Source organism: Desulfonema magnum (genome assembly GCF_017377395.1).
GTDB classification, from domain to species: Bacteria; Desulfobacterota; Desulfobacteria; order Desulfobacterales; family 4be13; genus Desulfonema_C; species Desulfonema_C magnum.
This window is the reverse complement of the sequence record NZ_CP061800.1, coordinates 6176157-6201638: the sequence shown is the minus strand read 5'-3', so window position 1 is coordinate 6201638 and position 25482 is coordinate 6176157. Positions and strand designations below refer to the sequence as shown.

The window sequence follows — 25482 nt, the reverse complement described above, 5'->3', positions numbered from 1 at the left end:
ATCCATGCGGGCAGGATGATATTTATAATTTTTCATACAATCAGTAGATCGAAAAGTTTCCGGGCTGTGTTCAGGACAACAGAGAAAACCGGGTTTTTCCCCGGACGAAGTGTCGCTCCCGCCGGAAAAAGCCGGGTTTCTTCCCCGCCCTGTCGGCACTGGTTCAGTTCAATGGGATTATCGCAGTATGCCGGCTTTCTGAAGCATGAGAAGCTGCCTCAGTGAGAATCCTTTGTCTGTAATGCCCAGTGCTATTAAAATCAGGGCGCAATATCTGGCTCACCCTGAGCGGAACTTTATTTCAAATCTCGGTATCCTGCTTGCAGAGGAAACAACGGGTGAAACTGATATTGATACAGATGAGTCGTAATCTGATATGTACAGGACTAAGCCGTCCAAATATACCCGATATAAAAAATGTAGGGTATTACACCGGGTATTTTATTTTTGGGGAAATCCCTAATCAGAAAAATGAAGGAGGGATGAGGAATGCCAAAACCGATCTTTGGCACTCCTCAGATTTATGGTTTTATTGAAAAATTAAAGATTTTTTACCCACATCCCGTAATAGCCCATGGGCATATAAGCATCAGAGTCCGTAAAGATAATCCGGTTATACCATCCGCCCTGGCTTCTGAACTCATCAAGACTGAGGTTGCCGGGATCAGAACTGTCATAGCAGGCAATACCGCCAGAGGTCGTGGCAAACACTTTGCGCTTTTTGGCACCGATGACATTGCCTCCTCCGGACAGTTCGTTTTTATAAACCGTCAGATTCTCAGGATCGCCAAGGTCAATCACCATAAGGCTGCCGGAATATCCCCACCAGTTCCCGCCGGAAAGATATGCCAGTCCGTCAGCAATCACGAAGTTATAAAAATAAGTGTCCAGTTCAACACTGTCCGCGAGAAACGCCTTGTCATCTTCGATTTTCACAGTCTTGAAGGAATAAACCTGGGAATAATCATCCTCAGGCCCCCACTGGCTGTCAGTGGTGTAAGCATAAGTTCCCTGGGCATTCATTCCGACACAAACCCCGGGAATATTTATTGAAGCCAGCAGTTCCGGATTTGAAAGATCAGACATATCCACCCTGCCCAGGTAATACTGCGCCTCGGGTCGCTCAGGATTGTCGTTTTCCATATACTCTTTATAGCTGAAATACACCACATCATTTTTAGCAAAATAGCCGCTGGTTCCCTGAAATTCAATGGGGAATTCCGTAACCACTTCAGGCGCATCCGGGTCTGACAGATCCGCAACAATCAGTCCGTTAAACACTTCCGGTTCCGGCTTTTCCTCCAGGGGTTTCCCGGTTTCCTCATCAAAAGCAATATCATAATACACAGGTCTGTAATAATTGTTCACCATTGGGAACACCAGGACATCATTTTTCACTTGGACAATCTGCCCCTGCGTATGATAAGGGTAAATAAGGCCCCCGCCTTTCAATGACACCGAATTATAATAATTCCCCGGGACATCAACATATCCTCGCATTTTAGGATCTGAGGCTGTGGAAAAATCAAAGACCCGGACCCTGGAGAAATGATTATAAACCGGCCTGTAAATATCAACGTCCTCCGCTTCAGGACGCTCCTCATATTCATAGCGATTGGAGATGACATACACAAGATTGCCGTTGCCAATGATGGCGGAATACCATCCGGCATCCTCCAAAGCAATTTGGCCCATGCTGTCCGAGGCTTCAGGATCAGACAGGGAAACCGATCTCAGCATATATTTTCCGTCGCCTTCAACGACCACCTGCACGCCATGACCATTTTCAAGCGGCATAAAATCAGAAATATTGCGGACCAGTGTCCGAGTGGCTGTCACAACAGGTTTGTCACGGTTGGCCGCGTTAATTACCTGAAATTCATCATCAGACACTGAGAAAAGGCGATCCTGGAAACTGCGGCTGCGCAGCACGCTTCCTTTCTGAGTGACCCAGCCGCGAGCCGTGAGATCACTGGCAGAGTAATCAATCAGTTGCAAACGGCTTTCTGTGCGGTAATTGCCGTCACTGTAATCGGAGAACGAATACGGCAGCAGAATCAGCCCCATGTCATCCAGGATGGTAAGGGCTTTGACATCTCCGTGTGCGGAAGAACTGCTCCACCCGTTTTCCTCTCCGAAAGACACGCGTCTGATCAGCCCGGGTTTTTCCGGATCCGCAACATCAAACAAAGAAACCGCGACCTTCCAGCCATCTGTATCATCCACGCCCAGGGCAATCAGGATATCGCCTCTCGGCTCGATGTGTGTTGACCATCCCGGCACAATGAGTTCGCCTCTGATTGTGGGCTGAGTCGGATCACTGAGATCAATCACCCAGAGCGGATCCTTGCGCTCGTAAGTCACCATATAGGCACGGTCCCCGTCAAACCGAGTGGCAAACAGCTGCTCGCCCCTGCCCAGTTCCACGCTGCCTGTCTGCGTCATATTATCGGGATCAGTGACATCAATGACAAAAAGATTGCTGACACCATTGTCGTTCCAGTCATAAGTACACACACGCAGATAGCCATTATTGTAATCCATTTTGAACTCATCCGCGACGCGTCCCCGGACATCCGCAGAACCTCTCTGTGTTATCATTCCCGCGGGATCGGAAATATCAACATAAGTCAGCGTTGTTTTATTATCCGCGTAATAATCACTGCCGGATGAGATAAAAATGGCCTTTTCCGTCACATGAACATACTGGGCCGCTCCGGTGAAATCTTCCCGGTCAACCTCTCGGATATTATTCGGGTCAGACACATTCATCGAGGCCACATAAACGCTCCGCTCAGGAAGTTGCTCCGTAATCGGTGCGGCAATACTCTCATCCTCGGAAACAGCATCCACCATCAGGGATTCGCCTCTCCAATAATAATAATAAGGATTTTCAGAGGAAACCACATAAAGGATATCGCCGACAATACGGGAGTCAGTGACTTCGCCTTCCAAAGTAAAAGAATCAGCTAATTTCGGTCTGGTCTTATCGCTGATATCCAGCACATTAATCCGGCTTCCAGGCTCGGATGCGGAAGGAAGCCCGTTCTCAGCCGCGCCCAGGAGCGGATAAATGCCTGAATTCAGATCAGACACAATAACATAGGCCAGATTCTCTTTGATATACATTTCAACCGGATTTCCGGTCACAGAAACCTGCCCGGTGACTGAGGGATTGTCAGGCTGTGAAATATCACAGATAAACAGCCCCCGGTACCGGTTCAGGATGTACAGATTTGTACCGTCAATCTTAATGATGTCAGCTTCTTCAATCTCCCTGGCAACATCATTGCTTTCAGGTGCCGCACCAGCATCATCTTCCCCAAGAGCAGTATATTTCATGGCGTCTTCATCTGCGGCCGATACGAATCCGGATTGCTTTTGGATCAGAATATCGCCCTGCCCCTCGCTCAGGTCCACATCTCCTCTCCACACCTGGAACATGGGTTCCTCATAGTCTGAAATAATGCGGAAAAGTTTTACTTTGATGATTCCGGAATCCACGTCAGCCATCCTGACTTTGAAATCAAAAAAGCATTCGCAATCGCAGCGAAGCGGCTCATCACCGTCCATTTCAGCCTTATCTGTTTCATAGATGTCATATGCCCCTGTTTTCTCATTCAGAGATATGGTCACGGAACGTTCCCCGCAGCAGTTGAGCCAGACATTCTTATTCAGAAACTTCAGCATCTTTGATTTTTTATCATATTCCCAAATCAGCCGTTCATTCTTAGAACCCGCGTTTCTCTCGGTATCAGCATCCGCATCTTCCGTATCAAACCCGCCGCACTCACTGACTTTGTTTTTTTCGGAAAGATCGTCTGATTCGGATTGTGCGATGACCCCGGGCAGCCAGCAGTCTTTTTTCCAGATTTCTATTTCCTGTTGTTTATCTGCCTTCTTTGCCTTCAGGTCTTTCTTGTTCACCTTGCCGTCGGCATTGTAATCTCCGCACGCTGCCTGGGATTTCCAGCACTTTTTTTTCCAGGTTTTAAATTCCTTATCTTTTATCTTTTTCTTTTCATTCAGATCTTTTCGGTTCAACACACCGTCACCATTGCAGTCCGCATCACAGGAAAACAGAACCGGTGTCGGCGTGTCAGATTCACTGATCAGCGTTGGCACGGCTATATCTTTTGCAGTACCGTCCTCACTCGGATTGATAACGTCATCCGCGGGCAGGCTTGCAGATGTTTCCCAACCTTCAGGAACATCACAAGGTGTGGGAAATTCAAGCCAGTCCCCGGTTTCCGGGTCCAGGCCGTAAGTGATGACCTGAGCGCAAATCACATCTTCATCCGCGTGAGTCATTCCGCCGACCATAAAGACAACAAGCAAAGCCATTATTGATAGTGCAATTTTTTTCATTTTCTTACCTCTGTTTTTTGGGATAAATTAAGATCAGTCATTCGTATGCAAACACGAGACATGAAAGCTGAATTCACCAGGAACTCAGCCCGGACACATTCTTTTCACGGTGTCACCACCCCCCTTTTTTTTAAAAAATCTGCATCAGGTCTTTTCTTTCGATATTTTACCATTTCATTGGTTTTGTCAAAATTTTTGTTGGCAAATTTGGGGAAAAACCGGTTGAAAAACGGAAAACTATAAATTATGGCATGATATTTGCGTATGCTTATGTATGATAGATAAATCGGAGACAGAAAAAAACCTGATTATCGAGGATCAGCAAAACCAATCTTGGCTTCGATATGCGGAATATTGTTGTAAAACTTAATGAAATTATGTATATAGTATTTAGATTTAGGTATGTCCTGGCACGAAAGTTGCATACAGAGGCGGCCTCCGGGATTCCGAACGGACGAATGAAATTTTCAGGCCCGGAAACGGCTTTTTTTCCGGGACAACCTTCCCATGCAAAAATCATGCCGGGACATACCTAAATCTAAGTACTATATGAATGTTTATGAGCGGTGACATGAACATCACTTTATACTCAAAAGCGACACCTTGCGCCAGCTATCCTTAGAACCATAAGGCTTTGCAAAGATTTTTTTCATATTAAAGAAACCGCTTTGAAATTCACGGTTTAACTTGCTGAAAATACCAAGTCCGATCTTTCAAAGCGAAATATCAGAGCAAACGCACGGCTATCTGAGGTTTGCACCAACAAGGTGTCGCTTTTGAGAAAGCAATGAAAGATATGATCATGGCAGATGTGATCCGATGATGTGATGATAAGCGGGCCGATGACATGATGTTGGTAATCGTGAAAAGAATCATGTTTACACGCAAAAAAGGAAAAGGAGGTGAAGTACTGCTTAAAATTTTTAACAAATAACTGAAAAGACTGAAGTCCGAAGGCGATTATTATAAAATTTTTCAAATGCGGTATTTTTATTGAATAACAGAAAATATCCTCGGTATATCAGGCAATATTGTTATCTTTTTCTGAAAAATCAGAAATCACCGCCGTGGTGTACCAAAGTTTTGTTAATCTGGCAGAGGGAGCATGAAAAACAGTATTCAATTCAGAATAGGCGCAATGTTGATTATTCTTACCACGCTTATTTTGTCCGGTTTTGGCGTACATCAATATAACACGCAACAAGCAAGGGAAACAGCCCGCCTTAACGACATTGCGTTGGCTGTAGCAGAACAGTTGGCATTAAATCTGAACTTTCCCATATGGAATTACGATGATGAACAGATTGAAAAAGTTGTTGAGACAGAGATGCAGGAAAAGAATATCTCTGCTGTGATTGTTAAAGATCATATAGAAACTTTTCTTATTCGTAAGACTCGGAATAAACAATGGCAGATTATTAACACTTCGGAACCTATTTCACTCGGAAATATTACAAGGAATAAAAATATTGTAAGACATGATGATAAAATTGGCACTGTCAAAGTTTATATTACAGATCGCTTTGTAAAAAAAGAGCTTCGTCGGGCAGCTTGGAATATCGTATTTACGGTCATTGTGTTGGATTTATCCCTTTTGATCGTGCTGAACATAAGTTTCCGTATCATGCTCATTCGCCCTGTGAACCGTCTTCTCATGACTGCTGATGCGATTGCCGGAGGAGATTTTCGTCCTGATATTGCAGTTCATAGGAAAGATGAGATCGGCAGGCTGGCAAATGCGTTTCAGAATATGAAAGACATCATAAGGAAGGTTTTTAAAGATACAGAGAGACTGATTCGGGCAATCCAGGATGGTAAGCTGGATATCCGAGGCAATCCTCAGGGATACGCAGGAGAATGGCGAGAACTTATCATTGGTATTAATAATATCATAGATGCCTTTATATTGCCGTTCAATATGACCGCGACATATATCGAGCAGGTGGCAAAAGGAGAAATACCAGACAGGATCGTGTCAGAGACAAAAGGGGATTTTGATAAGATCAATGATAATCTTAACACGCTGATTGATACTATCAAAGAAACAGTCAGGACCGCCGAGGAGATTGCCGCAGGAAACCTTGAGGTTGATATTCGGGAACGCTCGGAAAATGATCGTTTTTCTCATGCCTTAAATCAGATGATCCAACGTTTAAAACAAATTATGAATGAAATCAATGGTATGACTCAGGGAGTCGGGCGGGGTGAACTGAATGTCCGGGGTCATGCCGATGCAGTTGAAGGCGGATGGCGGGAAATGATAACTGGTATGAATCATCTGATTGAAGCCCTGAGAGAGGCAGTGTCAAAGTCCGCTGCGCTTGCTCAGGAAATGGAACTTGCCCGGAGAATCCAGACATCGCTCCTGCCGACCCTGACAGACAACATCCACCCGGATTTGGAAATCGCAGCAGCAATGTTACCGGCGGATCAGGTCGGAGGGGATTTTTATGACTTTACTTTTGACAGAGCCGCTCATCTCTGGTTTGCCATCGGCGACGTGTCAGGACATGGTCTGACCCCGGGACTGATCATGATGATGGCCCAGACCGTTCACACCACTATCACGACCAATCTTGACTGTGATGCCCGGAATGTTGTTGTCAGAGTCAATGAAATCCTGTATAAAAATGTCCATGAGCGTCTGAATGAAAGCCATTTTATGACATTCACAGCCTTGAAATATGTCGGAGATGGGCAGTTCCAGCACGCGGGCGCGCATCTTTCCATGATCGTTTTCCGTCATAAGACCGGAGCCTGCGAACTGATCAGGACCAGAGGCGTTTATCTGAACTTTAAAAAAGATATCTCCAAAGCCACAAAAAATGCGGAATTTTCTCTGGCCCCCGGGGATATTCTCGTGCTTTACACCGACGGGCTGACAGAGGCGGAAAATGCGGACGGCGAAATGCTCGATCTTGACGGATTTGTGAACATCGTGGAAAAACATGCCTGCCAGAACCCGGAAGCAATGAAAGACATGATTATGGCAGATGTGATCCGATGGTGTGATGACAAGCGGGCCGATGATATGACGTTGGTAATCGTGAAAAGAAAAGGGAGTTTGTATGGGTGAAGATATTGATTTGAAACTTGTGAAACCCCGGATGATGTAAGGCCGGTGGCGATGAAGCGAATGTGACAAGTTTTCCATCAAAAAGACCTGCGGAGTTTTGAAAACTCTGCAAATCTGATTTTAACAAAAAAAAGAGGAATTTATGAAAAAAATCAGGAGAATCGTTTTTGCAACAGTATTTTGGTCAGCAGTCTGTTTGTCGGTATTATGTGATGCAAAAGCGCCGATTTATATCGGCTTATCCGCACCCATGACGGGGCAGTATGCGGAAGCAGGCAGAAGCTTTCATGAAGGTGCGGAGCTTGCAATCGAAAAGATTAACAGGGCCGGGGGAATTGACGGGCATCCCATTGCGCTGATTGTGGGTGACAGTAAGGGAGAGCCTAAGATCGCAAAACGGGTGGCAAGACGCTTTACAGAGGATAAAAGGATTATTGCGGAAATCGGAGATTTCACCAGTAGCTGTTCTTTGGCAGCCCAGCCCATCTATCACAGGGCAGGGATGATACAGTTGTCGCCCACGTCATCTCATCCCTCATTTGCACCGGGAAGCCCGTACAGTTTCGGAATTGTGGGAACTCAGGCCGGGGAAGGTCCGTTCATGGCTCGTATGGCTGTTGAAAGATTGGTCAAGAAAAAGCTGGCAGTGGCTTACCTGAATACAGACTGGGGCATAGTGTTGAAAAAATTCTTTGTGGAGAAAGCAAAGCAGCTCGGTGCGGAAATTGTTGCCCAGGAGCCTTATCTTGAAGGCACCACGGATTTCAGCGCACTGACAGAAAAAATTCGGACATCAGAGCCTGACCTGCTGTTTCTTGCTTCGATGGTTCCCGATGCAGCCGGTATATGCAGGCAAATACAAAAGTCAGGGTGGAACGATGTGATTCTGGTGGGTTCCAGGGCAATGTGCACATCAGAATTTATAAAACTTGGCAAAGATTCTTCGGAAAACGTGGTTTCATGCACGCTCTTTGCTCCGGATGATCCCAGACCGGAAGTTCAAAATTTTATCAAAGCATATAAAACCAGCTACAATCTCATGCCAGACTGGTTTGCCGCAATCGCTTATGACACCATGAATTTGCTGGCAGAAGCAATAAAACAGGGTGGGACGGATCGCAAGGCAATTCACAAGGTACTCTCAAACATAAAAGAATTTTCAGGCATTACCGGGAAGATAACCTTCAGCAAATACGGAGATGTTGCAAGAGAATATCTTCTGCTGCATGTGAAAAACGGCGAGTTTGTTCCATATCAGCAATAGTCAGGAGGACATTGAAGGTTTTAAAGACCTTCAAGGTCTTGGAGAGTTCCTATGAAAAAACTTATAAAAATCGCATTGACTGGGTTACTGGGATTGTTTTTCTTTTCCACATTCTGTGATGCAAAAGAACCGGTTTATATTGGCTTATCCGCTCCCATGACCGGATATCATGCGGAAATTGGAAAAGATTTTAAAAACGGGATTGAACTTGCCCTTGGGCAGATAAACAAAGCAGGCGGTATTGACGGGCATCCCATAGCCCTGATTATCGGTGACAGCCAGGAACAGCCTGAAATATCGAAACGGATTGCGGAAAAATTTATAAGAGATCATCGGATTATCGCAGAAATAGGAGATTTTACAAGTCCCTGTTCACTGATGGCACAGTCAGTTTATCGAAAAGCCCGGATGGTCCAGTTATCCCCCACAGTCTCTCATCCCTTGTTTGCTACGAGAAGCCCTTACAGTTTCTCAATTTGCGGAACACAGGAAAAGGAAGCCCCGTTTATTGCTCAGACGGCTGTAAAGAGGCTGGGAAAAAAGAGGCTGGCAGTGCTGTATGTAAATGATGAATGGGGTATTGCGGTGAAAAAGCAATTTACCGAGGCGGCAAAATACCTTGGTGCGGAGATTGTCAGCGCGGAACCTTATTTTAAAAATACAACAGATTTTGCTCCTATTCTTGAAAAATTCCGGGCGGCAAAACCTGATTTTCTTTGCCTTGGCACGCTGGCCAATGATGCCGCCATGATCTGTAAGCAGCGTCAGAAAATCGGTTGGAATGATGTGACGCTCATGGGTTCGATAGCGATTTTCACACCGGAGCTGATCAGGCTTGGCGGTAATGCAACAGAAGGGGTTTTCACGTTTGCATTCTTTTATCCCAAAGATACCAGGCCCGCGGTTCAACAGTTTGTCAGATCCTATGAATCCGAATATCATCAGCCCCCGAGCTGGTTTGCCGCAGTTGCTTATGATGCGCTGAATCTGTTAGCCGAATCCGTCAGAAAAGCCGGATCAGATCGACATAATATCCGGGATGCCCTGGCAGGTATCAGCAATTTTTCAGGTGTTACTGGGAATATAACTTTTAATGAATACGGAGATGTTATAAGAGAGTATTTTCTGTTGCAGGTGAAAAACGGAGAATTTGTCTTATATCCTCAGAAATAATCCCTTCGACAAGCTCAGGGTACGCTCAGGGTACGCTCAGAACACGGCGGCTGTCGTTCGTTGAGCTTGTCAAAGCGGGGGGACAGAAAAACGGGTAAAAAAATAATGTTGGCAAATGGCATTTTCAGACACCCCGGATTCAGACCTTCAAGGTTTCAAAAACCTTCGAGGTTTTGCTCCAAAAATATTTCATAAGGAAAAAAATGAAAATAAGAATATCTGAATGGAAACTTGCAACAAAACTGATTGTGGTGAATTTGTCAGCCATCCTCGTACTCGGATCAATTCTCAGTCTTGTTTTTATTTCATTTAAAAATATAGAATACCTGGTATCAGGAATTGTTAAAAAAGAAGTTCCGCAGGTGATTGATAACGGTCAGATAGGAAATAAGCTGACAGGCATGTTTGCGGATCTGCTGATGGGTATGTTTTACAGAGAAGGTGAGAGAATAAGGGCAAACTCCGAAGAGTTTGAACAGATAATCAAAGCAATGCAGGACGTGAATCCTGGTTTAAAGAGTTCTCTTGAGGAGTTCAGACCGAAACTCGCTGCTGTTATTGAAAAGTTTACTCTTATCAGAAACATTGCGGAGAAGTTCAAAATCATAGAAAGCGATTTTATTTATACCCTTGAAACGCTTCAGGATAAGATCAGCGAACAGATAGAAATAATTGATAATGATGATTCCCCTGTCATGCGGCACATGGAGCAGCTTAAATCACTGGGAACCCGATATCGGGAAGTCTTTCTGGAAATTACGCTTCAGGTGGCAGAACTGAGAGGCGGAAATATGCCTCAGTCCGGCATGGCAGAAGATCATTCCATCATATCAGATATGAATTATCTGAATCTTTCCCTTGAAACATTGCTGGCTGCTGAACCCGATATCAGTGAACAGGGAAAAAAACTCATTGATATTATTCAAAATTATAAAGAGACTCTGATTCTGTTTCTGAATGTTGTATCAGACTTTCAAAAACTGATCAGAAAGGTCAGTGACTCAAAAGAGCGCGTTATGACGGTTCTGAAGGATACGAACAGGCAGATTGCCGACTCAGCCGTCAATACACAGAAACGCATTGACAGCAGGACTCAGATGACCGGAAAGATTATCATCCTTCTGTCCGGAGGGGTTCTTATTGTAAGCCTGCTCATAACATATTCTGTTTTTAAAACTTTCAGGATAGAGAGCGATGCAAAGCTCCTTGCACGGGAAATGGAGCTGGCGAGAAAACTTCAGACCTGTCTGTTGCCAACTTTTTTTGACAACATTCATCAGGATTTCGAAATCGCCGCAACAATGCTGCCAGCTGATGAAGTCGGCGGTGACTTTTATGAGATTACCCTTGACAGATCAGGGCATCTGTGGATTTCCATTGGCGACGTGTCCGGTCATGGTGTCACCCCCGGGCTGATTATGATGATGGCACAGACGATTCACGCAACTGTCACAGCCAGCTTCGAATACAACGCACGGGACGTGGTCGTCAAAATCAATGAAATCCTGTATAAAAATGTCCGTGAGCGTCTGAACGAAACCCATTTTATGACTTTCACGACATTGAAATATATGGAAGAAGGGCGGTTCCAGCACGCGGGCGCACATCTTTCCATGGTTGTTTATCGTCAGAAAACAGGAGTCTGCGAGCTTGTCAGGACCAGAGGCGTTTATCTGAACTTTAAAAAAGATATCTCCAAAGCCACAAAAAATGCGGAATTTTCTCTGGCCCCCGGGGATATTCTCGTGCTTTACACCGACGGGCTGACAGAGGCGGAAAATGCGGACGGCGAAATGCTCGATCTTGACGGATTTGTGAACATCGTGGAAAAACATGCCTGCCAGAACCCGGAAGCAATGAAAGACATGATTATGGCAGATGTGATCCGATGGTGCGATGACAACCGGGCCGATGATATGACGTTGGTAATCGTGAAAAGAAAACAGCACGTTTCCGAGCCGTTGCCCGGGACGGTATAATCAGAGGGAAATCTGTGGGCAGGCACACTCGGGGGCCGGAGCTTTTTGATAAAAAATTTTTCACTGGTTCGGAATTTCGGAGATATGGCGACAGGAGTTGTGCCTGAATTTTCGGGAAATCGGAAATTATTATAGTCAGTAGATCGAAAAGTTTTCAGGCTGTCACAGGGCGGACGGGGGAGAAACCCGGCTTTTTCCGGCGGGAGAGCGTCCCGTCCTGAAAAAAAAGCCGGGTTTCTTTGCTGTCCCGCACACCATCCGGAAACTTTTCGATCTACTGATAGTGAATGACAGGAACCCCGGGTTTGAAAACAGGACACGGGAGTGCCTCAGCGAGCATGAATTTGGGAGCAGGAGAAATCTGACAGAAAGCAAAATCACCTGTGAACTTCGGAGTTCGCTGTTTTCTTACGCTAGCAATTTTATAGATGAAAACGGAGTGTTAAGGTCGGGAAACACTGATGCTGGAATATTTATTTGAAAATAACACAATTGGATAGTTTGGCCCGACCCCAAGCTCACAAGGGAGATGTCTGTATGAATCCTTCATTAAATGAAATGTCGCCCCTCAGGGAACTGTTAAAGACCCATGAAGACTGGCTGATGAAAAGACTGCTTCACTATGCCAAGAGAGTTATTGACATCGGAGACGGTGCCTCAGTCGAAGAAGCGTGGCGCAGATGTGTCAGAGGACTTTCAGGCGCGCTGATCAAGGGCCTGAAAACCCGGTATCCTGATTTTGAGTTCAGACAGGGGGATCATTTCAGGGATGACCCGCTCTGCGCTTTCATGGTCAATACGGCTGCCAGGCACAGGGAAAGGGGCATCAGCCTGGAAATGTTTCAGGGGCTGTTTATCTATTACAAAGAAGCCTGGCTAAGTAAGTTGCAAAAAGTTCTTTGACAAACGGTAAAGGCGCATCTGAAAGCAATTTCCGGGCATCTGTGATCCTGTCAGATATGTTTTTCATTGATATTCAGGAAAGATTGCCTGATTTCTCCGAGTAGGGATGAACCGGTAATTCAATACTGAGTCAGTCTGAATGGGAATGCGGCTAATTATAAATGTTAAAATTCCGAGTTGTCCGCATGGAAATACCTGCCCGGAGAAACATAATCCTAACTGTTTAATATCAATATGTTGAACATATGTCTGACAGTTTTTTTCCTCAGCCGGTCAGCCAGAAGTCGTCCGATAATACTCCGGCCGCCTTCAGTCTCTGATGACGGGACATTCCGAGAATGTACCGACAAGCTTCATCCGCGGAGGTGTCGATGTTCTCCGTGGGACGGTTTGCCAAGGCACGTCCTTTGACACTTTTCCACAGATGATCCATGGCATTCAGTTCCGGAGTTGCCGTGGGCAGAAGCCTGATTTCAATTTTCAGTTCGCCGGCCAGTCCGAGACTGTCATCCGCAGTATGCGGCGTTCCCCGATCCTCGAAGAGAATGATATTCCAGCCACGCCAGTGCGAACGGATCATCTTCAGGAAGCACCGGTGTGTATATTCATCCCAGATGTCCGTAATCAGTAATAAAACATCGCCGCTGCGGATATTAATGACTCCGTGAATAACGCGCCTGTCATGATTGCCTGATATCGGGACTCTGACCTGCTCTCCCCTTCGTCCGTAGCACCCGCGAAGCGGAGGATTCTCCGTAATGATAGTCTCATCAAGCATGAGAATCACGGTGCGCTTCCGATCTGACAATCCTCGGAGGAGCCCCCTTTTGCCTGCCGCCAGGTCGGCGAACGACGGATCAGATCATAGCGAGGAACTTTCCAGCGGATGCCGAGGCGTTTCAGCGCGTAGCTTACGCTGCGTTTCGAAACTCCGATACCGTATGTGTCTGAAAGATATCGGACAAGCAGATCCGATGTCCATACAGAGGAGCGGTAGCCGAAGTCACGCGGATCCTTATCAATAATTCTGTCAATAAGCGGATCGACAATTCCCAATGCCGTACAGGGACGACCGCTACGCTGAACATCTCCGATCCGCCGGAGCGGAGAAATATCCTTACCAGCACGGAACCTGTTTACCCAGTTATAAATTGTCCGGCGGGAAACACGCGAAAGATGTGCGACATCCTGAACGGACATTCCTTCATCAAGCCAGAGCAGAGCCTGGGCGCGACGGAATTGTCCGACCTCGTTTCCCGCGGTGAGCACGGATTCCAAAGCCGATTTATCTTCACTGCCGAGTTTAAAAAAAGCTCTCATCATTCACCTCCTCTTTTTTTAACCGGAAGATATCATATATATTTCCTTTTGTCAAAATGTTTTTGTAACTGTCTGACAGGAGGAAGGAATGTCCGATCTGTGCCCCGTATTCTGCGTATTTCTTCCGGACGATCCGCACCGTGATTAAGAATAACCGGAGTATCATCAGATAGCCTCATACTAACCATCTGATATTAAATGATTAATATATTGTGAAAAGACTTTTTGCAACTTACTTAGATCTTGTCAGACATGGCGGGTTTGAACCTGATTATGAAGCGGTATGCCTGAAATACGTCGCACGCATGTTCGACCGAATGATGATTGCGCTGAGTTCGGAATGGGCCGAGACGGATCAGAGCAAACAGATAGAGGAACTCCAGATTCGCAACCGGGCCATGTCCAAAGAAAAAGACAGATATCTGACAATTTTCGAAGGCGTTCCGAACCCTGTGTTTATCATAGACGAACAAAACCGGATCGCTGACCTGAATCTGGCAGCATCGGTCATGCTGGATGCTTCGGGGACCCAGGGCGCGCAATACTACCTGAAAACCGTGACATTGGCTTCGGATACGCGGGCGGATAAGGAGGCCGGGAATGAGAATTCTGGAATACTTATCGGTGAGTCGGTCATCCGAATTTTTCCATGGCTGGCAGATGATCTTGACAATTTTATCGCGGGCAGCGACGATTCTGTCAGTTTCGAAAAAGAGGTCGGAAATCAGGAAAAAATCCGGCATTTCAATATCAAACTTTCACGAATACTTGATATGAGAGAAGTGTTCGGCGGTGTGATTATCATCCTCGAAGATATTACGCGACAAAAGCAGGCATCCGAGGAGTTGCGCCTGGCAAAAGAAGCCGCGGAAGCGGCAAACCATGCCAAAAGCGAATTTCTCTCCAATATGAGCCATGAACTGCGAACCCCGCTGAACGGTATTCTCGGATATGCCCAGATTCTCACCCGGGATAAGACCCTGAACACCATGCAGAAAGACGGTCTGGACATTATTTACAATAGCGGCACCCACCTCCTGACCCTCATCAACGATATCCTTGATCTCGCCAAAGTCGAGGCAGGCAAGCTGGAGCTTGTGCCCGCTGATTTTCATTTACAGACCTTCTTAGACGGCCTTGCCGGAATCATCCGCATGAGAGCGGAGCAGGAGAATGTTCTGTTCAGGTATAATGTGCTTACCCCCTTGCCCGAGGGCGTGTGTGCAGATGAAAAACGTCTGCGGCAGGTGCTGATCAACCTGCTGGGCAATGCCGTCAAATTCACCAGCGAGGGAAGCGTGACACTCAATGTGTCGGTGATCGGGCGAGGAGGCGGGAGGCGAGAGGCGAGAGGCGGGAGGCGGGAGGCGGATGACGCATCCGAACCTCATGTCCCCTTGCCCCTTGCCCCCTTGCCCCTCGCCCCATCACCCCTCGCCCCATCACCCCTCGCCCCCTCCGCCCGCATTCGTTTCGAAGTGGCTGACACGGGCGTGGGAATGACCCCGGCACAGTTGGAAAAAATATTTCAGCCCTTTGAGCAGGTCGGAGATGCCCGAAGCCGTTCAGCGGGAACGGGTCTTGGCCTTGCCATCAGCAGACGGCTGGTCCAGATGATGGGGAGCGAAATAAAGGTCACAAGTGAGTATGAAAAAGGGAGTACTTTCTGGTTCGATGTTGAACTGCCGACAGCCAAGGCAGAATGTGTGGTGATCCGGGCGACAGAGTCCCGGGAGATTACCGGATACAAAGGAGAGCGGGTGAAGGTGCTGATCGCGGACGATGAACTGCATAACCGCTCTTTGTTCGTCAGGCTGCTTGAGCCGCTCGGATTTGAGATCGCGGGGCTGGCAGAGAATGGTGAGGAGCTTGTGGACAAAGCCCGCGAAATACGGCCTCATCTCATTCTGACTGACATCATCATGCCGGTAATGACGGGGATTGAGGCTGTACAGCAGATCCGTCAGATATCAGAATTGCAGGACACTGTTATTATTGCCGCGTCTGCCAGTGCTTTTAAGAAGGATGAGGACAAGAGCAGAATAGCGGGATGTGACGAATTTTTGTCCAAACCTGTTAATACGGACCGATTGCTTGAAGTGATCGGAACTCTCCTGAATCTGGAGTGGGTATATGAAGAACCTGATACCGAGGAACCTTCCGCGGAAAAGCCCGGGGCAGAAGGTCCGCTGATCGCTCCTCCAAAACACGTGCTGGAGGCTTTGTATGAAATGGTGATGATGGGCAGTATGCGGCGTATTCGGAACAAGGCCGCTGAACTGGAGAATTTGGATGCGAAATATGTTCCGTTCGCCAGGAAATTGCAGACGCTGGTCAGGGGCTTTAAGGATGAGGAACTGCTGGCTCTGATTAAACAGCATCTTGAACTATCATAAAAAAAGTCTGACTATAATGGACAGAATTTTTCGTCATAAAGGCTTCCGAAGTTTCGGAAACTTCGGAAGCCTCATGTTCAGAACATATAGGAGGCACATAATATGATGCAGTCAGAACTGGATTTTAATGAGTATGCTGTTTTAATTGTTGATGACAACGTCGCCAATCTGGGGGTGATTCTCGACAGTCTGGAGGATTACGGCTTTGATGTGCTTGTGGCAACTGACGGGGAAAAAGGAATAAAACGGGCTGAGTTCGCCAGGCCCGACCTGATTCTATTGGATGTGATGATGCCCGGAATAGATGGTTTTGAAACATGCGGCCGGCTGAAAGCAAATGAGAAAACCAAAGATATTCCGGTGATTTTTATGACCGCCCTCACCAGCACCCGGGACAAAGTGAGAGGATTTGCGGCCGGAGGCGTGGATTATATCACCAAGCCTGTACAGCTTGAGGAAGTACTGGCGCGTATCACCACACATCTGCGCATCCGGGACCTGACCCGGAAACTGCAAGAGCAAAACAAAGAGATTATTGCGCTTAACAAGTGTCTCAGAGAAGAAAATCTGCGAATGGAAGTCGAGGCAAAACTTCTTGCACGGGAAATGGAACTCGCGAGGCATATTCAGACCGGTCTGCTGCCCAGGTCGGTCAGCAATATTCATCCTGATTTTGTCATAGCGGCGGTCATGGTGCCGGCGGATCAGGTCGGCGGTGATTTTTATGACATCACCTTTGACGGATCAGGTGATTTGTGGCTTGCCGTCGGCGATGTATCAGGTCATGGCATCACTCCCGGTCTGATTATGATGATGGCGCAGACGATTCACGCGACTGTGACGAGCGATCTTGAGTGTGACGCGCGAAATGTTGTTGTGAGAATCAATGAAATCCTGTATAAAAATGTCCGCGAGCGTCTGAGTGAAACTCACTTTATGACATTTACAGCCCTGAAATATCTGGGAGACGGGCGGTTCCAGCACGCGGGCGCGCATCTTTCCCTGATCGTTTTCCGTGGCAAAACCGGCACCTGCGAACTGATCACAACCAGAGGCGTCTATCTGAATTTCAAAAAAGACATCTCCCGTGCCACCATGAATGATGAATTCTTTCTGGACCCCGGGGATATCCTCATCCTTTACACGGATGGTCTGACAGAGTCAGAAAATCAAAAGGGAAAACTGCTTGATCTTGATGGGTTTGTAAAAATCGTTGAAACACACGCCTGGCGGGAACCTGAAGCCATGAAAGACATGATCATGGCAGACGTGATCCGATGGTGTGATGACAAGCGGGCCGATGACATGACTTTGGTGATCGCGAAAAGAATAAACTGAGTCTGAATATTCAACTGACAGAGTTCCGCATATCGGGCCTCGGCAACTTTGCGAGCAACAAAGGGGCGGCATATTTGTAGCAGGAGGTTCGCAGCCCCCCTCGCCAAGCCCTGTAGGGGCGGCATATTTGTAGCTCCCGCCAACCCCCTCGCCAAGCCCTGTAAGGGCGGCATAAGTACCTGATCAAAAATTTTTTATACATCTTTTTTTCTGTGAGCGGCAGAGAAACCCGGCTTTTTCCTCTGTCGGAGAAGCATCATTCCGGAAAAAAAAGCCGGGTTTCTTTTCCGGGCAGATAAGTACCTGATCAAAAATTTTTTATACATCAGACATTATAACGATTTAATTTGACATTATTATAACCTATTGTAATCCTAAATGAATTGTAGAATTTTATTGACTTGTCTGGTGAAAACTGTTAACCATATGAGATATAAAAGATATGAACGGCTCGGAGTTTCATAACAGCCGCTTTCTGACAAATAATGCGCCGGATAAGGAGGAAAAAGAGGGATGAACACATTGGATGATATAATCCGTATGGGAAAGGACGCGAGAGAAATCGTAAGGGCAATGGCGGTGAAAATGATTCTGCATGGTTTCGAAGTCGGAGATATCAAAGCTCTGCTGAATGTCTCGGATTCCTTTGTGAGCAAGTGGAAAGGTGTGTATGAGGAAAAGGGGGCTCAGGGGCTGACTTTGGGATACAAAGGCAGCGAGGGCTATCTGACCGATGTTCAGCGAAAGGAGGTGATTTCGTTTCTGAGGAGCAAAATGACCTATACTCCTGAGGAACTCAGAGATTATCTTGAATCCGGGTACGGCGTGCTTTACAAATCGAAGCAGTCGTATTATGACCTGCTTCATGAAGGAGGAATAAACTGGAAAAAAAACGAAAAAATCAATCCGAAACGGGATGATGAGGAGGTCGCCGCCCGGCGGCAGTTCATAATGAGTAGGATCGGAGAGTCCGAGGAGGAAATTCGGGAAGGCGGCGTCGTGGTCCTGATGGAGGACGAATGCCATCTCCTGTGGGGCGACACGTCGGGGTACATATGGGGCAGAAAAAATGAGAAGGTCGGAGTGCCGATGACCAATGAGCGGGAACGTCAGACATATTACGGTGCGGTGAATGTTCTGACCGGCGAGTTCCATGTTTTGCCATATGATATCGGAAACGGGGCGAACACTGTGTCCTTTGTGAGACATCTGGAAGAAATTTATGAGGGGTCGAGAATCATACTGATATGGGACGGAGCGACTTATCACAAATATGGCGAGATGCGACGGTATCTGGAGGAATCCGACGGGGGACTGAATGAGAAGGATTGGAAAGTCACCTGCATGCTGTTTCCTCCGTATGCTCCGGATCAGAATCCCGTTGAAGAAATTTGGAGAAAAGGAAAGAATTTTCTGAGAAGGCATTTTTATGAGAACAAAACATTCGGAGACGTAAAAGAAAGCTTTTTAAATTTCCTGACGGAGCAAATTTTCAGTTTTCCGAAATTAGAAGCGTACATCTCCTAATTTCACAACTCATTTAGGATTACAATATTAATACTATATATTAAAATAAATAATTACAGATTATAACGGATTTAGGGGAGGGCCGACCACATAGGTGTAAAGTTAAGGAACTGCTGAATTGTAAAAATATCCTTTTATAACATATGGTTGTTGTTTAAATAAAATGCAAGAAATGCCGTGTCGCAAATTACTTTTTCATTGCATCTCTCAGCACATGCTGATATTCCGGACTGTGTGAAAAAAACAAAATATCCGACAATCTCATAAGATCATATTTGGGAGGACTGTGCAATGATAAATAAACAGATTAAAATTGATGTCAGAACAGTTAAAAAGTTTTTCAAAAAAGGAAAGATCAGAAAAATAGCTGAAAAAACCGGTTTCATAAAGAGAAAACGGAAATTGGACGCATTCGAATTTTTCATATCGCTGACTTTCGGTTCGCTGACAACGACCACAATAACTCTGGGTGCCATAGCGGAAAATCTGTCCGAATGTATTTCAAGGGCGGGAATAAATGACCGTTTTAATCAGTATGCCATTGATTTTCTGACAGAAGTTTTTTCATTTTTTTTCAGAACGGCGACTGAAAACGGACATAATATCAATATTGACGTATTAAATCAGTTCGGCAGAGTGAATATTATTGACAGTTCGTCATGGGAGCTGCCCCCGGGCCTGAAATCCGCATTTCCGGGATATAACATTGCGGGTTGCAAAGTTCAGTTAATGTATGATTACAAAACCGGAGTGATTCAGCTGTTTGATATAAAAAAACAAACGTGTAACGATCAGAGTTATTCGAAGACACTGGGCGATCAGATCAGCGCGGATGATCTGCTTATTTTCGATCTGGGATATTCAATTGCGGACATGCTGAAAATAACTGATGACAAAGAAGCCTTTTTCATATCCCGTTTTAATTATTCCGGAATCGGTCTGTATATAAAGAAAGGGGAAGAATATGAGAGAATCGGAATCTCGGAGATATTGAAAAAGCTGAACGGCAATGAGACAATATTTGAATTCGAATGTTATACGGGAAACAAAGAGAAAAAGATAAAGATACGCTTTTTCGCAGTCAGAGTTCCGGAAGAAGTTGCAAACAAAAAACGGAGAAAAATGTGTCAGAATGCCAAAAAGAAAGGAAGAACCCCCAAGAAAGAATCACTGCGACTGTGTGAGTGGAACTTTATGATGACAAATATTCCTGCTGAGAAAACGGAGGATGTGAGAACCATCCTTGCATTTTATCCGATCAGATGGTCTGTGGAATTATTTTTCAAACAGTTTAAATCGGTATTGAACATTCATAAAACAGAAGTAAGAAACAATGAGGACAGGCTCAGGTGCGAAGTATTGGGAAAAGCGATAGTTGTGATGTTCATATCCTACTGTTATTCGAATGCCAGATCAGAGGCATGGCGGATACTCGGCGAAGAGGTAAGTATTGACAAGACAGTGAAATATTTCAGAAGAAACATAGCCGGTCTGACAGTGCTGCTTTCGGATTCTGCTGACAAAGCGGCAAAACATGTCAGGAAAATGATAGCAAAAATAACTGACACATGCCGGAAAGAGAGGCAGAAAAGCAGAAAAAACTCCCTTGATGTACTTATCGACGGAGCAGTTCTTGAAAACTATAAATATGTAAAGGTAAACCTCTCGGAACTCGGGCAGCCGGGTAAAGGCATGCCTCTGTCTTTCCGTCTTTTCAATCTGATAAATGTGAATTTATTTTTTGAAATCATACCGTTAGCAGGTTAGTTAAGTATCCTTAACTTTACACCTATGCGGGAAGACCACCCCGGCCGATGCCACCGCTGTCCTGAGAGTCCTCGCAGATATGTAGCGGACGGGAATTTTTCCTGCGGAGACATGTCCCACCGACACGTCTCCGCAGCTTCAGCCTCCGTTCTCACACATTCCTCATATTTCCAGTTTTCACGATCCGCATCCCGAAAAAGAGCGGACACCGCCCGGGATGTTCCGTAACTTTTCGGATTACAACTACCTGATCATAAATTTCCGGGCAAAAGACCTGTGAGGTTTCGGAAACCTCGCAGGTCTCCGGTGCAAAAACTTCCGGTCAGGTACTTAATTCTGACTGATTATAACGGATTTAGGAAGGGCACAACCTCCTGAAATTATTAAATGTCAAAACGGAAAATTTGCCCGTTTCAGGGTTTTGTCCCTTCGGAAACCGCCGTCTTCCGGGAATGTCCGCACGGGGCCGTGTGAAAACAATAAGTTGTGGACAGCATCCTGAAATCGGAGCCTCCCCTAAATCCGTTATAATCAGCATATTTTAGAATATATCCTGTTTTAGAACACTACCCAAAAATGGCAGCAATTTTATAAAAGAAATCTGTCTGAATATGGCTGATTTTCATCGCCCCAGTTGGGAACCGCTAATCCGATCACCGCATCCACCTGATCTCCCAGGGGATTGAGCGAGACGGGCTGAAACTGCTCTATCTGACCTTTCACCTTCTTAAACGCCTTGGTGCTGATGCGCTCCGTACCGGCAAACACTCTCACACATCCCTGGAAGATAAAAAAGCCCAGAAACAACACAAGCCCGATGGTCAGAAACGCATGAAGGAAAAAATCAGAAGACAGATAATTGTCGAGAAAAAAGGCCCGTGCGGTGATCCATGCCGTGTATCCCATAATTCCCACTGCCGGAATATTAAAAACAAACTGCGTGATCAGCCCGCTCAGTTTCTGAGCAGATTCCTCAATTGAACTCTCCAACGCCTCATTCCATATCGCTGACAATTCCTCATTCACGGTCTTGCTTTTCGGGAGGATATCCTCAAGCTTCCGGACAGACTGATCAAACCGGCATTTTACAAGAGATTCCGCAATATCAGGCCAGCTTCTCATAATGGCAAGCCGGTAATCCCGAAAAGCCGTATCCACCCGCTCGCTTTTCCCCACCTCGGACACAGCGGCCTGGGATTCCTTAAAATGCAAGAATGAGGAAACAATTCCCACGATCTGATGAATGGGATTGCCAAACCTGAAAATTGCCGCGATCCCGGTGCCGAAAATCAGTATCCGCGCCCACAGGGCAATGAGCCATCCCACCGGGCCCAGCCATCGCTGTGCCAATTTCTGATAGAGCATGACATTCACACCCAGCAACTGTTTTGTCTCATCGCTCTTTAATGCGGAAAGCGCGTCTTTTGCGGCTTTTTTCTCAGTTTCTGTGATACGTTTTTTTATCTCTTCGAGCTTTTCCCTGTCCTTTTCAGCTTCCGCACGGACTTCATGAAGCACATAATCCCTCAGATTTTTGGCATTTTCCATGCGTCTGTCAATCACAAATCCGGGCCGGTTGAAGGTGCTGAAGATCATCGCTTCCAAATCTTCAAACTGATCAAAATCATGCCGGGGTTTGGCTTTTTTATCCCATGCGGGATCATGCAGATGCCGACGGGCCGAGATGCACAGCAGTTTGTCCACAGGTCTTTCCCATGCCGCTTTTATATAACTCAGAAATCCCGGTACGATCACTGACATCAGTTCCTGTTCCTCCAGCCGGTCACACTTGTTGGCCACACAGACCAGGGATTCACCTTTAAACCTTTGAATATAAGACGATAAAAAATCAACATAATCCCTTCTTTTGGGATTTTCCCCGTCAAAAACACAGATGAGAACGTCGGACATTTCAATGACCTTATGCACCAGGGGGATATGTTTCTCCTGCGCTGTGCTGTCTGTGTCCGGCGTATCAATCAGCAGAACATGCTCAAGGGATGATGCCGCATGGCTGGAGCGAATCTTCACATTTTTATCCCCCAGATGTTCCCTCAGCGGGTTCGCGTCACTGTCCTCCCTGCATAAGACAACCAAACGTCTGGTGGTAGGACGGTCATGCCCGGTTTCAGACAGTTCGTCAACACCGGCAAGGGCATTGAGCAAAGTGGATTTGCCCACACCGCACGGGCCGATGATGCTGACGATAAGCTTTCGGTCAAAACGCGCTTCAAGTTCGCTGGTCAGACGGGATGCCTCATCGCACTGTTTCTTCAGCACGATGCCGGGCTGCCACAACGGTGCCGCATGAACCGACGCTGAGAGCATTCGAATCTCATTTTCAACCCCTTCAATCTTACCCCGGGTCTTTATCGCAAGCAGTTGCCGCTCTGAAATCATTTTACCGCCTTTCCGCATACGTTAATGCTGTTTTCAATGTCTTTTATCAGCTGATCTGATGCGCTGATGGCCTCCTGTGCGGCACGGATAATTCCGCCGGTAATTTCTTTTTCAAAAAGTCCCTGCACGGTCCTTAATTTTTCATCCAGCCATTGCTTTGCAAGGGGCCCGAGGATAGCCTCAATCTGCTTCTGGTCTGCCCGTTTCATGCCAGTTGTGGCGGGAATGGCAATGAGCGCATACAGATCGTGCAGGCCGAACAATCCGGCCAGCTTGACTTTGATGCCCGCCGCGCCCACCGGGTCTCCTGTGGAAAAAATATATGTCACCGCGGCCGTGGCCGGAATCACATTCAGCAACGCTGAAAACGTTTGGCGAACTCTGTCTGTGACGCCCATCTCATCGCGCAGATGGTTTACAATATTGCTCAGATCGTTTTCCATATTCTCTGACATATCAATAATCACATCCTTATGTGAAAGAATGGACTGAATCGCCATTTCCCAATCCTTATTCCGCAATGTCTCCTGTTCCTGAAACACAACCGGATGTGCTGAAACCCAGAGCGTGAATGTTCCTTCTTTATCATCTGAAAAGTCTATATAGGGAGCGTCTTTTACGCCTTTGGACGCGATAATCCGTTTGAATACTTCAATCATGTGGCTGGTCACCGGCTCTTTTAATGTCAGAGACACAGAGACTTCCGAGCCTGCGGTTCTGCGATGCATTTCGTTTACCACAGTGATCAGGTCTGCTTCCACTTTATCTTTGAAATCCTCGGAAGGCTTCTTTGACATGCCAGGTAAAATTTTATCTTTTGCCCGCCCGGCAGCGCTGGTGAACATTTTAATGGGCTGGCTGAAAATGTTTCCTGTCTGCCGCATGACCCTGATATGAGGGGGGTCTGTGGATAACCAGATTTCAATAAAACGCTTCAGGACCATGTCCAAGGGAAAATGCGGCAATGCTTCACGAACACACTGACTTTGAACGGCTTTCAAAGCGTCAAGATACAGGCGCAGCTCATCAAGCGACGTGTTTGCACGGATCCGTGCCTTTTCTGCTGTTTCCAGCGTTCCCTTCAGAATCGAAGAAAGCAGCTCCGGCCTCAGTTTTCGGGGGTCCATTCTTTTCAGAGCCTCTGTAAAGGGCAGGTCCTGGTCGCGCACCGGCTTCAGTTCTGCGAATCGTTCCCCCGCGGCCACCGCGTTATCTTCATCTGAGCGATAAATTCCCAGCACATATTTCTCTGCATCATTGCCATACAGGTTCCGGGCAACAGTCATTGCGTGTCTGATAACCTCCTCATTGTCAAATCCCGCGTAAACCCGATAGACCAGAAAGCATTTTCTCATACCGATTCCCGTGAGCATTTCCGATATAAAATCCGTGTTATCCCGATTGTTATAATTGGAATTGGTGAAAACATATATCAGGATATCCGAAGTTCCCAGCGCCTGCCGGACAACATCCCGGTTCACATAGCCCCCCTGGGCACCGGTATCAAAATCAGGAGTGTCCATTAACACCATGTTCCGGGGAACATTGCTGTTGAGAATATAGAGCGGGCATCCGGGTTCTGTGAGTTCTTTTTTATTTTTCAATGGCTTGGATGCTGATCCGAAGGGTTCAAATAAGGTGGAAAGAAATTCTTTCTGTCTGAATATTTCTCCGGGAGCTGAAACAAGGATGCGGCGGTTAATGCCCGCATTTCCGCCCGCGGGTGAAAGCCTGTCTCCCACCAGCGAGTTGAACAATGTGGATTTCCCTGATGACCCCCCGCCGCAAATCGCCGCCATCAGCGGAAAATCAGGGGAAAGCCGGGGAAGCAGCTTTCCATCAATGACATTGGTCCATGATGTAAGATTCACGCCATCGCCCAGACAAAGTATGTCAGCAAGATCAGGGAGGTCTTGTCTCAATTTTTTTAATGCGTCATTTAAGGTTTTTTCTAAAAAATATTTCATACCG

Annotated in this window: 15 protein-coding genes; 10 read left to right on the top strand and 5 right to left on the bottom strand. The window is 46.4% G+C overall.

Going from position 1 to position 25482, the window contains the following annotated elements:
• The first annotated feature begins 205 nt into the window (after nt 1-205).
• Nucleotides 206-370, top strand: coding sequence for a hypothetical protein (locus dnm_RS23575; protein ID WP_207679337.1), 165 nt, complete (start codon nt 206-208; stop codon nt 368-370).
• Nucleotides 371-540: 170 nt separating this feature from the next.
• Here the strand turns inward: dnm_RS23575 and dnm_RS23570 are convergent, their stop codons facing one another.
• Nucleotides 541-4368 (bottom strand): beta-propeller domain-containing protein, encoded by a 3828-nt coding sequence (locus tag dnm_RS23570; RefSeq protein WP_207679336.1) that lies wholly within the window; start codon nt 4366-4368, stop codon nt 541-543.
• 1105 nt (nt 4369-5473) lie between these two features.
• Between dnm_RS23570 and dnm_RS23565 the strand changes: the two genes are divergently transcribed.
• The 5 genes from dnm_RS23565 (at nt 5474) to dnm_RS23545 (ending at nt 12763) form a co-directional block, all read left to right on the top strand.
• Nucleotides 5474-7444 carry a SpoIIE family protein phosphatase gene (locus tag dnm_RS23565; protein WP_207679335.1) on the top strand — a complete coding sequence of 657 codons (1971 nt, stop codon included), beginning with the start codon at nt 5474-5476 and terminating at the stop codon, nt 7442-7444.
• Nucleotides 7445-7586: 142 nt separating this feature from the next.
• Nucleotides 7587-8708 carry an ABC transporter substrate-binding protein gene (locus tag dnm_RS23560; protein WP_207679334.1) on the top strand — a complete coding sequence of 374 codons (1122 nt, stop codon included), beginning with the start codon at nt 7587-7589 and terminating at the stop codon, nt 8706-8708.
• Nucleotides 8709-8759: 51 nt separating this feature from the next.
• On the top strand, nt 8760-9881 hold the full coding sequence (locus dnm_RS23555; RefSeq protein ID WP_207679333.1) for an ABC transporter substrate-binding protein: 1122 nt from the start codon (nt 8760-8762) through the stop codon (nt 9879-9881).
• 203 nt (nt 9882-10084) lie between these two features.
• The gene (locus dnm_RS23550; RefSeq protein ID WP_207679332.1) at nt 10085-11860 is read left to right on the top strand and encodes a PP2C family protein-serine/threonine phosphatase; all 1776 of its coding nucleotides are present in this window, start codon (nt 10085-10087) and stop codon (nt 11858-11860) included.
• Between the two features lie 537 nt (nt 11861-12397).
• Nucleotides 12398-12763, top strand: a complete 366-nt coding sequence (locus dnm_RS23545; protein WP_207679331.1) for a hypothetical protein — start codon at nt 12398-12400, stop codon at nt 12761-12763.
• 265 nt (nt 12764-13028) lie between these two features.
• Here dnm_RS23545 and dnm_RS23540 read toward each other — a convergent pair whose 3' ends face one another.
• On the bottom strand, nt 13029-13571 hold the full coding sequence (locus dnm_RS23540) for a transposase (RefSeq protein WP_207678641.1): 543 nt from the start codon (nt 13569-13571) through the stop codon (nt 13029-13031).
• Nucleotides 13547-14086, bottom strand: coding sequence for a helix-turn-helix domain-containing protein (locus dnm_RS23535; RefSeq protein ID WP_207678640.1), 540 nt, complete (start codon nt 14084-14086; stop codon nt 13547-13549). The genes dnm_RS23540 and dnm_RS23535 overlap by 25 nt, the downstream gene beginning before the upstream one ends.
• 209 nt (nt 14087-14295) lie before the next feature.
• On the opposite strand from dnm_RS23535, the gene dnm_RS23530 reads away from it, so the two are divergent.
• The 4 genes from dnm_RS23530 (at nt 14296) to dnm_RS23515 (ending at nt 21111) form a co-directional block, all read left to right on the top strand.
• On the top strand, nt 14296-16479 hold the full coding sequence (locus tag dnm_RS23530) for an ATP-binding protein (protein ID WP_207679330.1): 2184 nt from the start codon (nt 14296-14298) through the stop codon (nt 16477-16479).
• A gap of 102 nt (nt 16480-16581) precedes the next feature.
• Nucleotides 16582-17817: a PP2C family protein-serine/threonine phosphatase gene (locus dnm_RS23525; protein WP_207679329.1), complete on the top strand. Its 1236-nt coding sequence runs from the start codon at nt 16582-16584 to the stop codon at nt 17815-17817.
• A 513-nt stretch (nt 17818-18330) separates the two neighbouring features.
• Nucleotides 18331-19344, top strand: a complete 1014-nt coding sequence (locus dnm_RS23520; protein WP_207679328.1) for an IS630 family transposase — start codon at nt 18331-18333, stop codon at nt 19342-19344.
• A 291-nt stretch (nt 19345-19635) separates the two neighbouring features.
• On the top strand, nt 19636-21111 hold the full coding sequence (locus dnm_RS23515) for an IS4 family transposase (RefSeq protein ID WP_207679109.1): 1476 nt from the start codon (nt 19636-19638) through the stop codon (nt 21109-21111).
• A gap of 588 nt (nt 21112-21699) precedes the next feature.
• Here dnm_RS23515 and dnm_RS23510 read toward each other — a convergent pair.
• Together dnm_RS23510 and dnm_RS23505 are read right to left on the bottom strand one after the other, a co-directional pair.
• Nucleotides 21700-23511 (bottom strand): GTPase domain-containing protein, encoded by a 1812-nt coding sequence (locus dnm_RS23510; RefSeq protein ID WP_207679327.1) that lies wholly within the window; start codon nt 23509-23511, stop codon nt 21700-21702.
• Nucleotides 23508-25478, bottom strand: coding sequence for a dynamin family protein (locus dnm_RS23505; RefSeq protein ID WP_207679326.1), 1971 nt, complete (start codon nt 25476-25478; stop codon nt 23508-23510). Before dnm_RS23505 ends, dnm_RS23510 begins: the two co-directional genes overlap by 4 nt.
• Between the last annotated feature and the right edge of the window lie 4 nt (nt 25479-25482).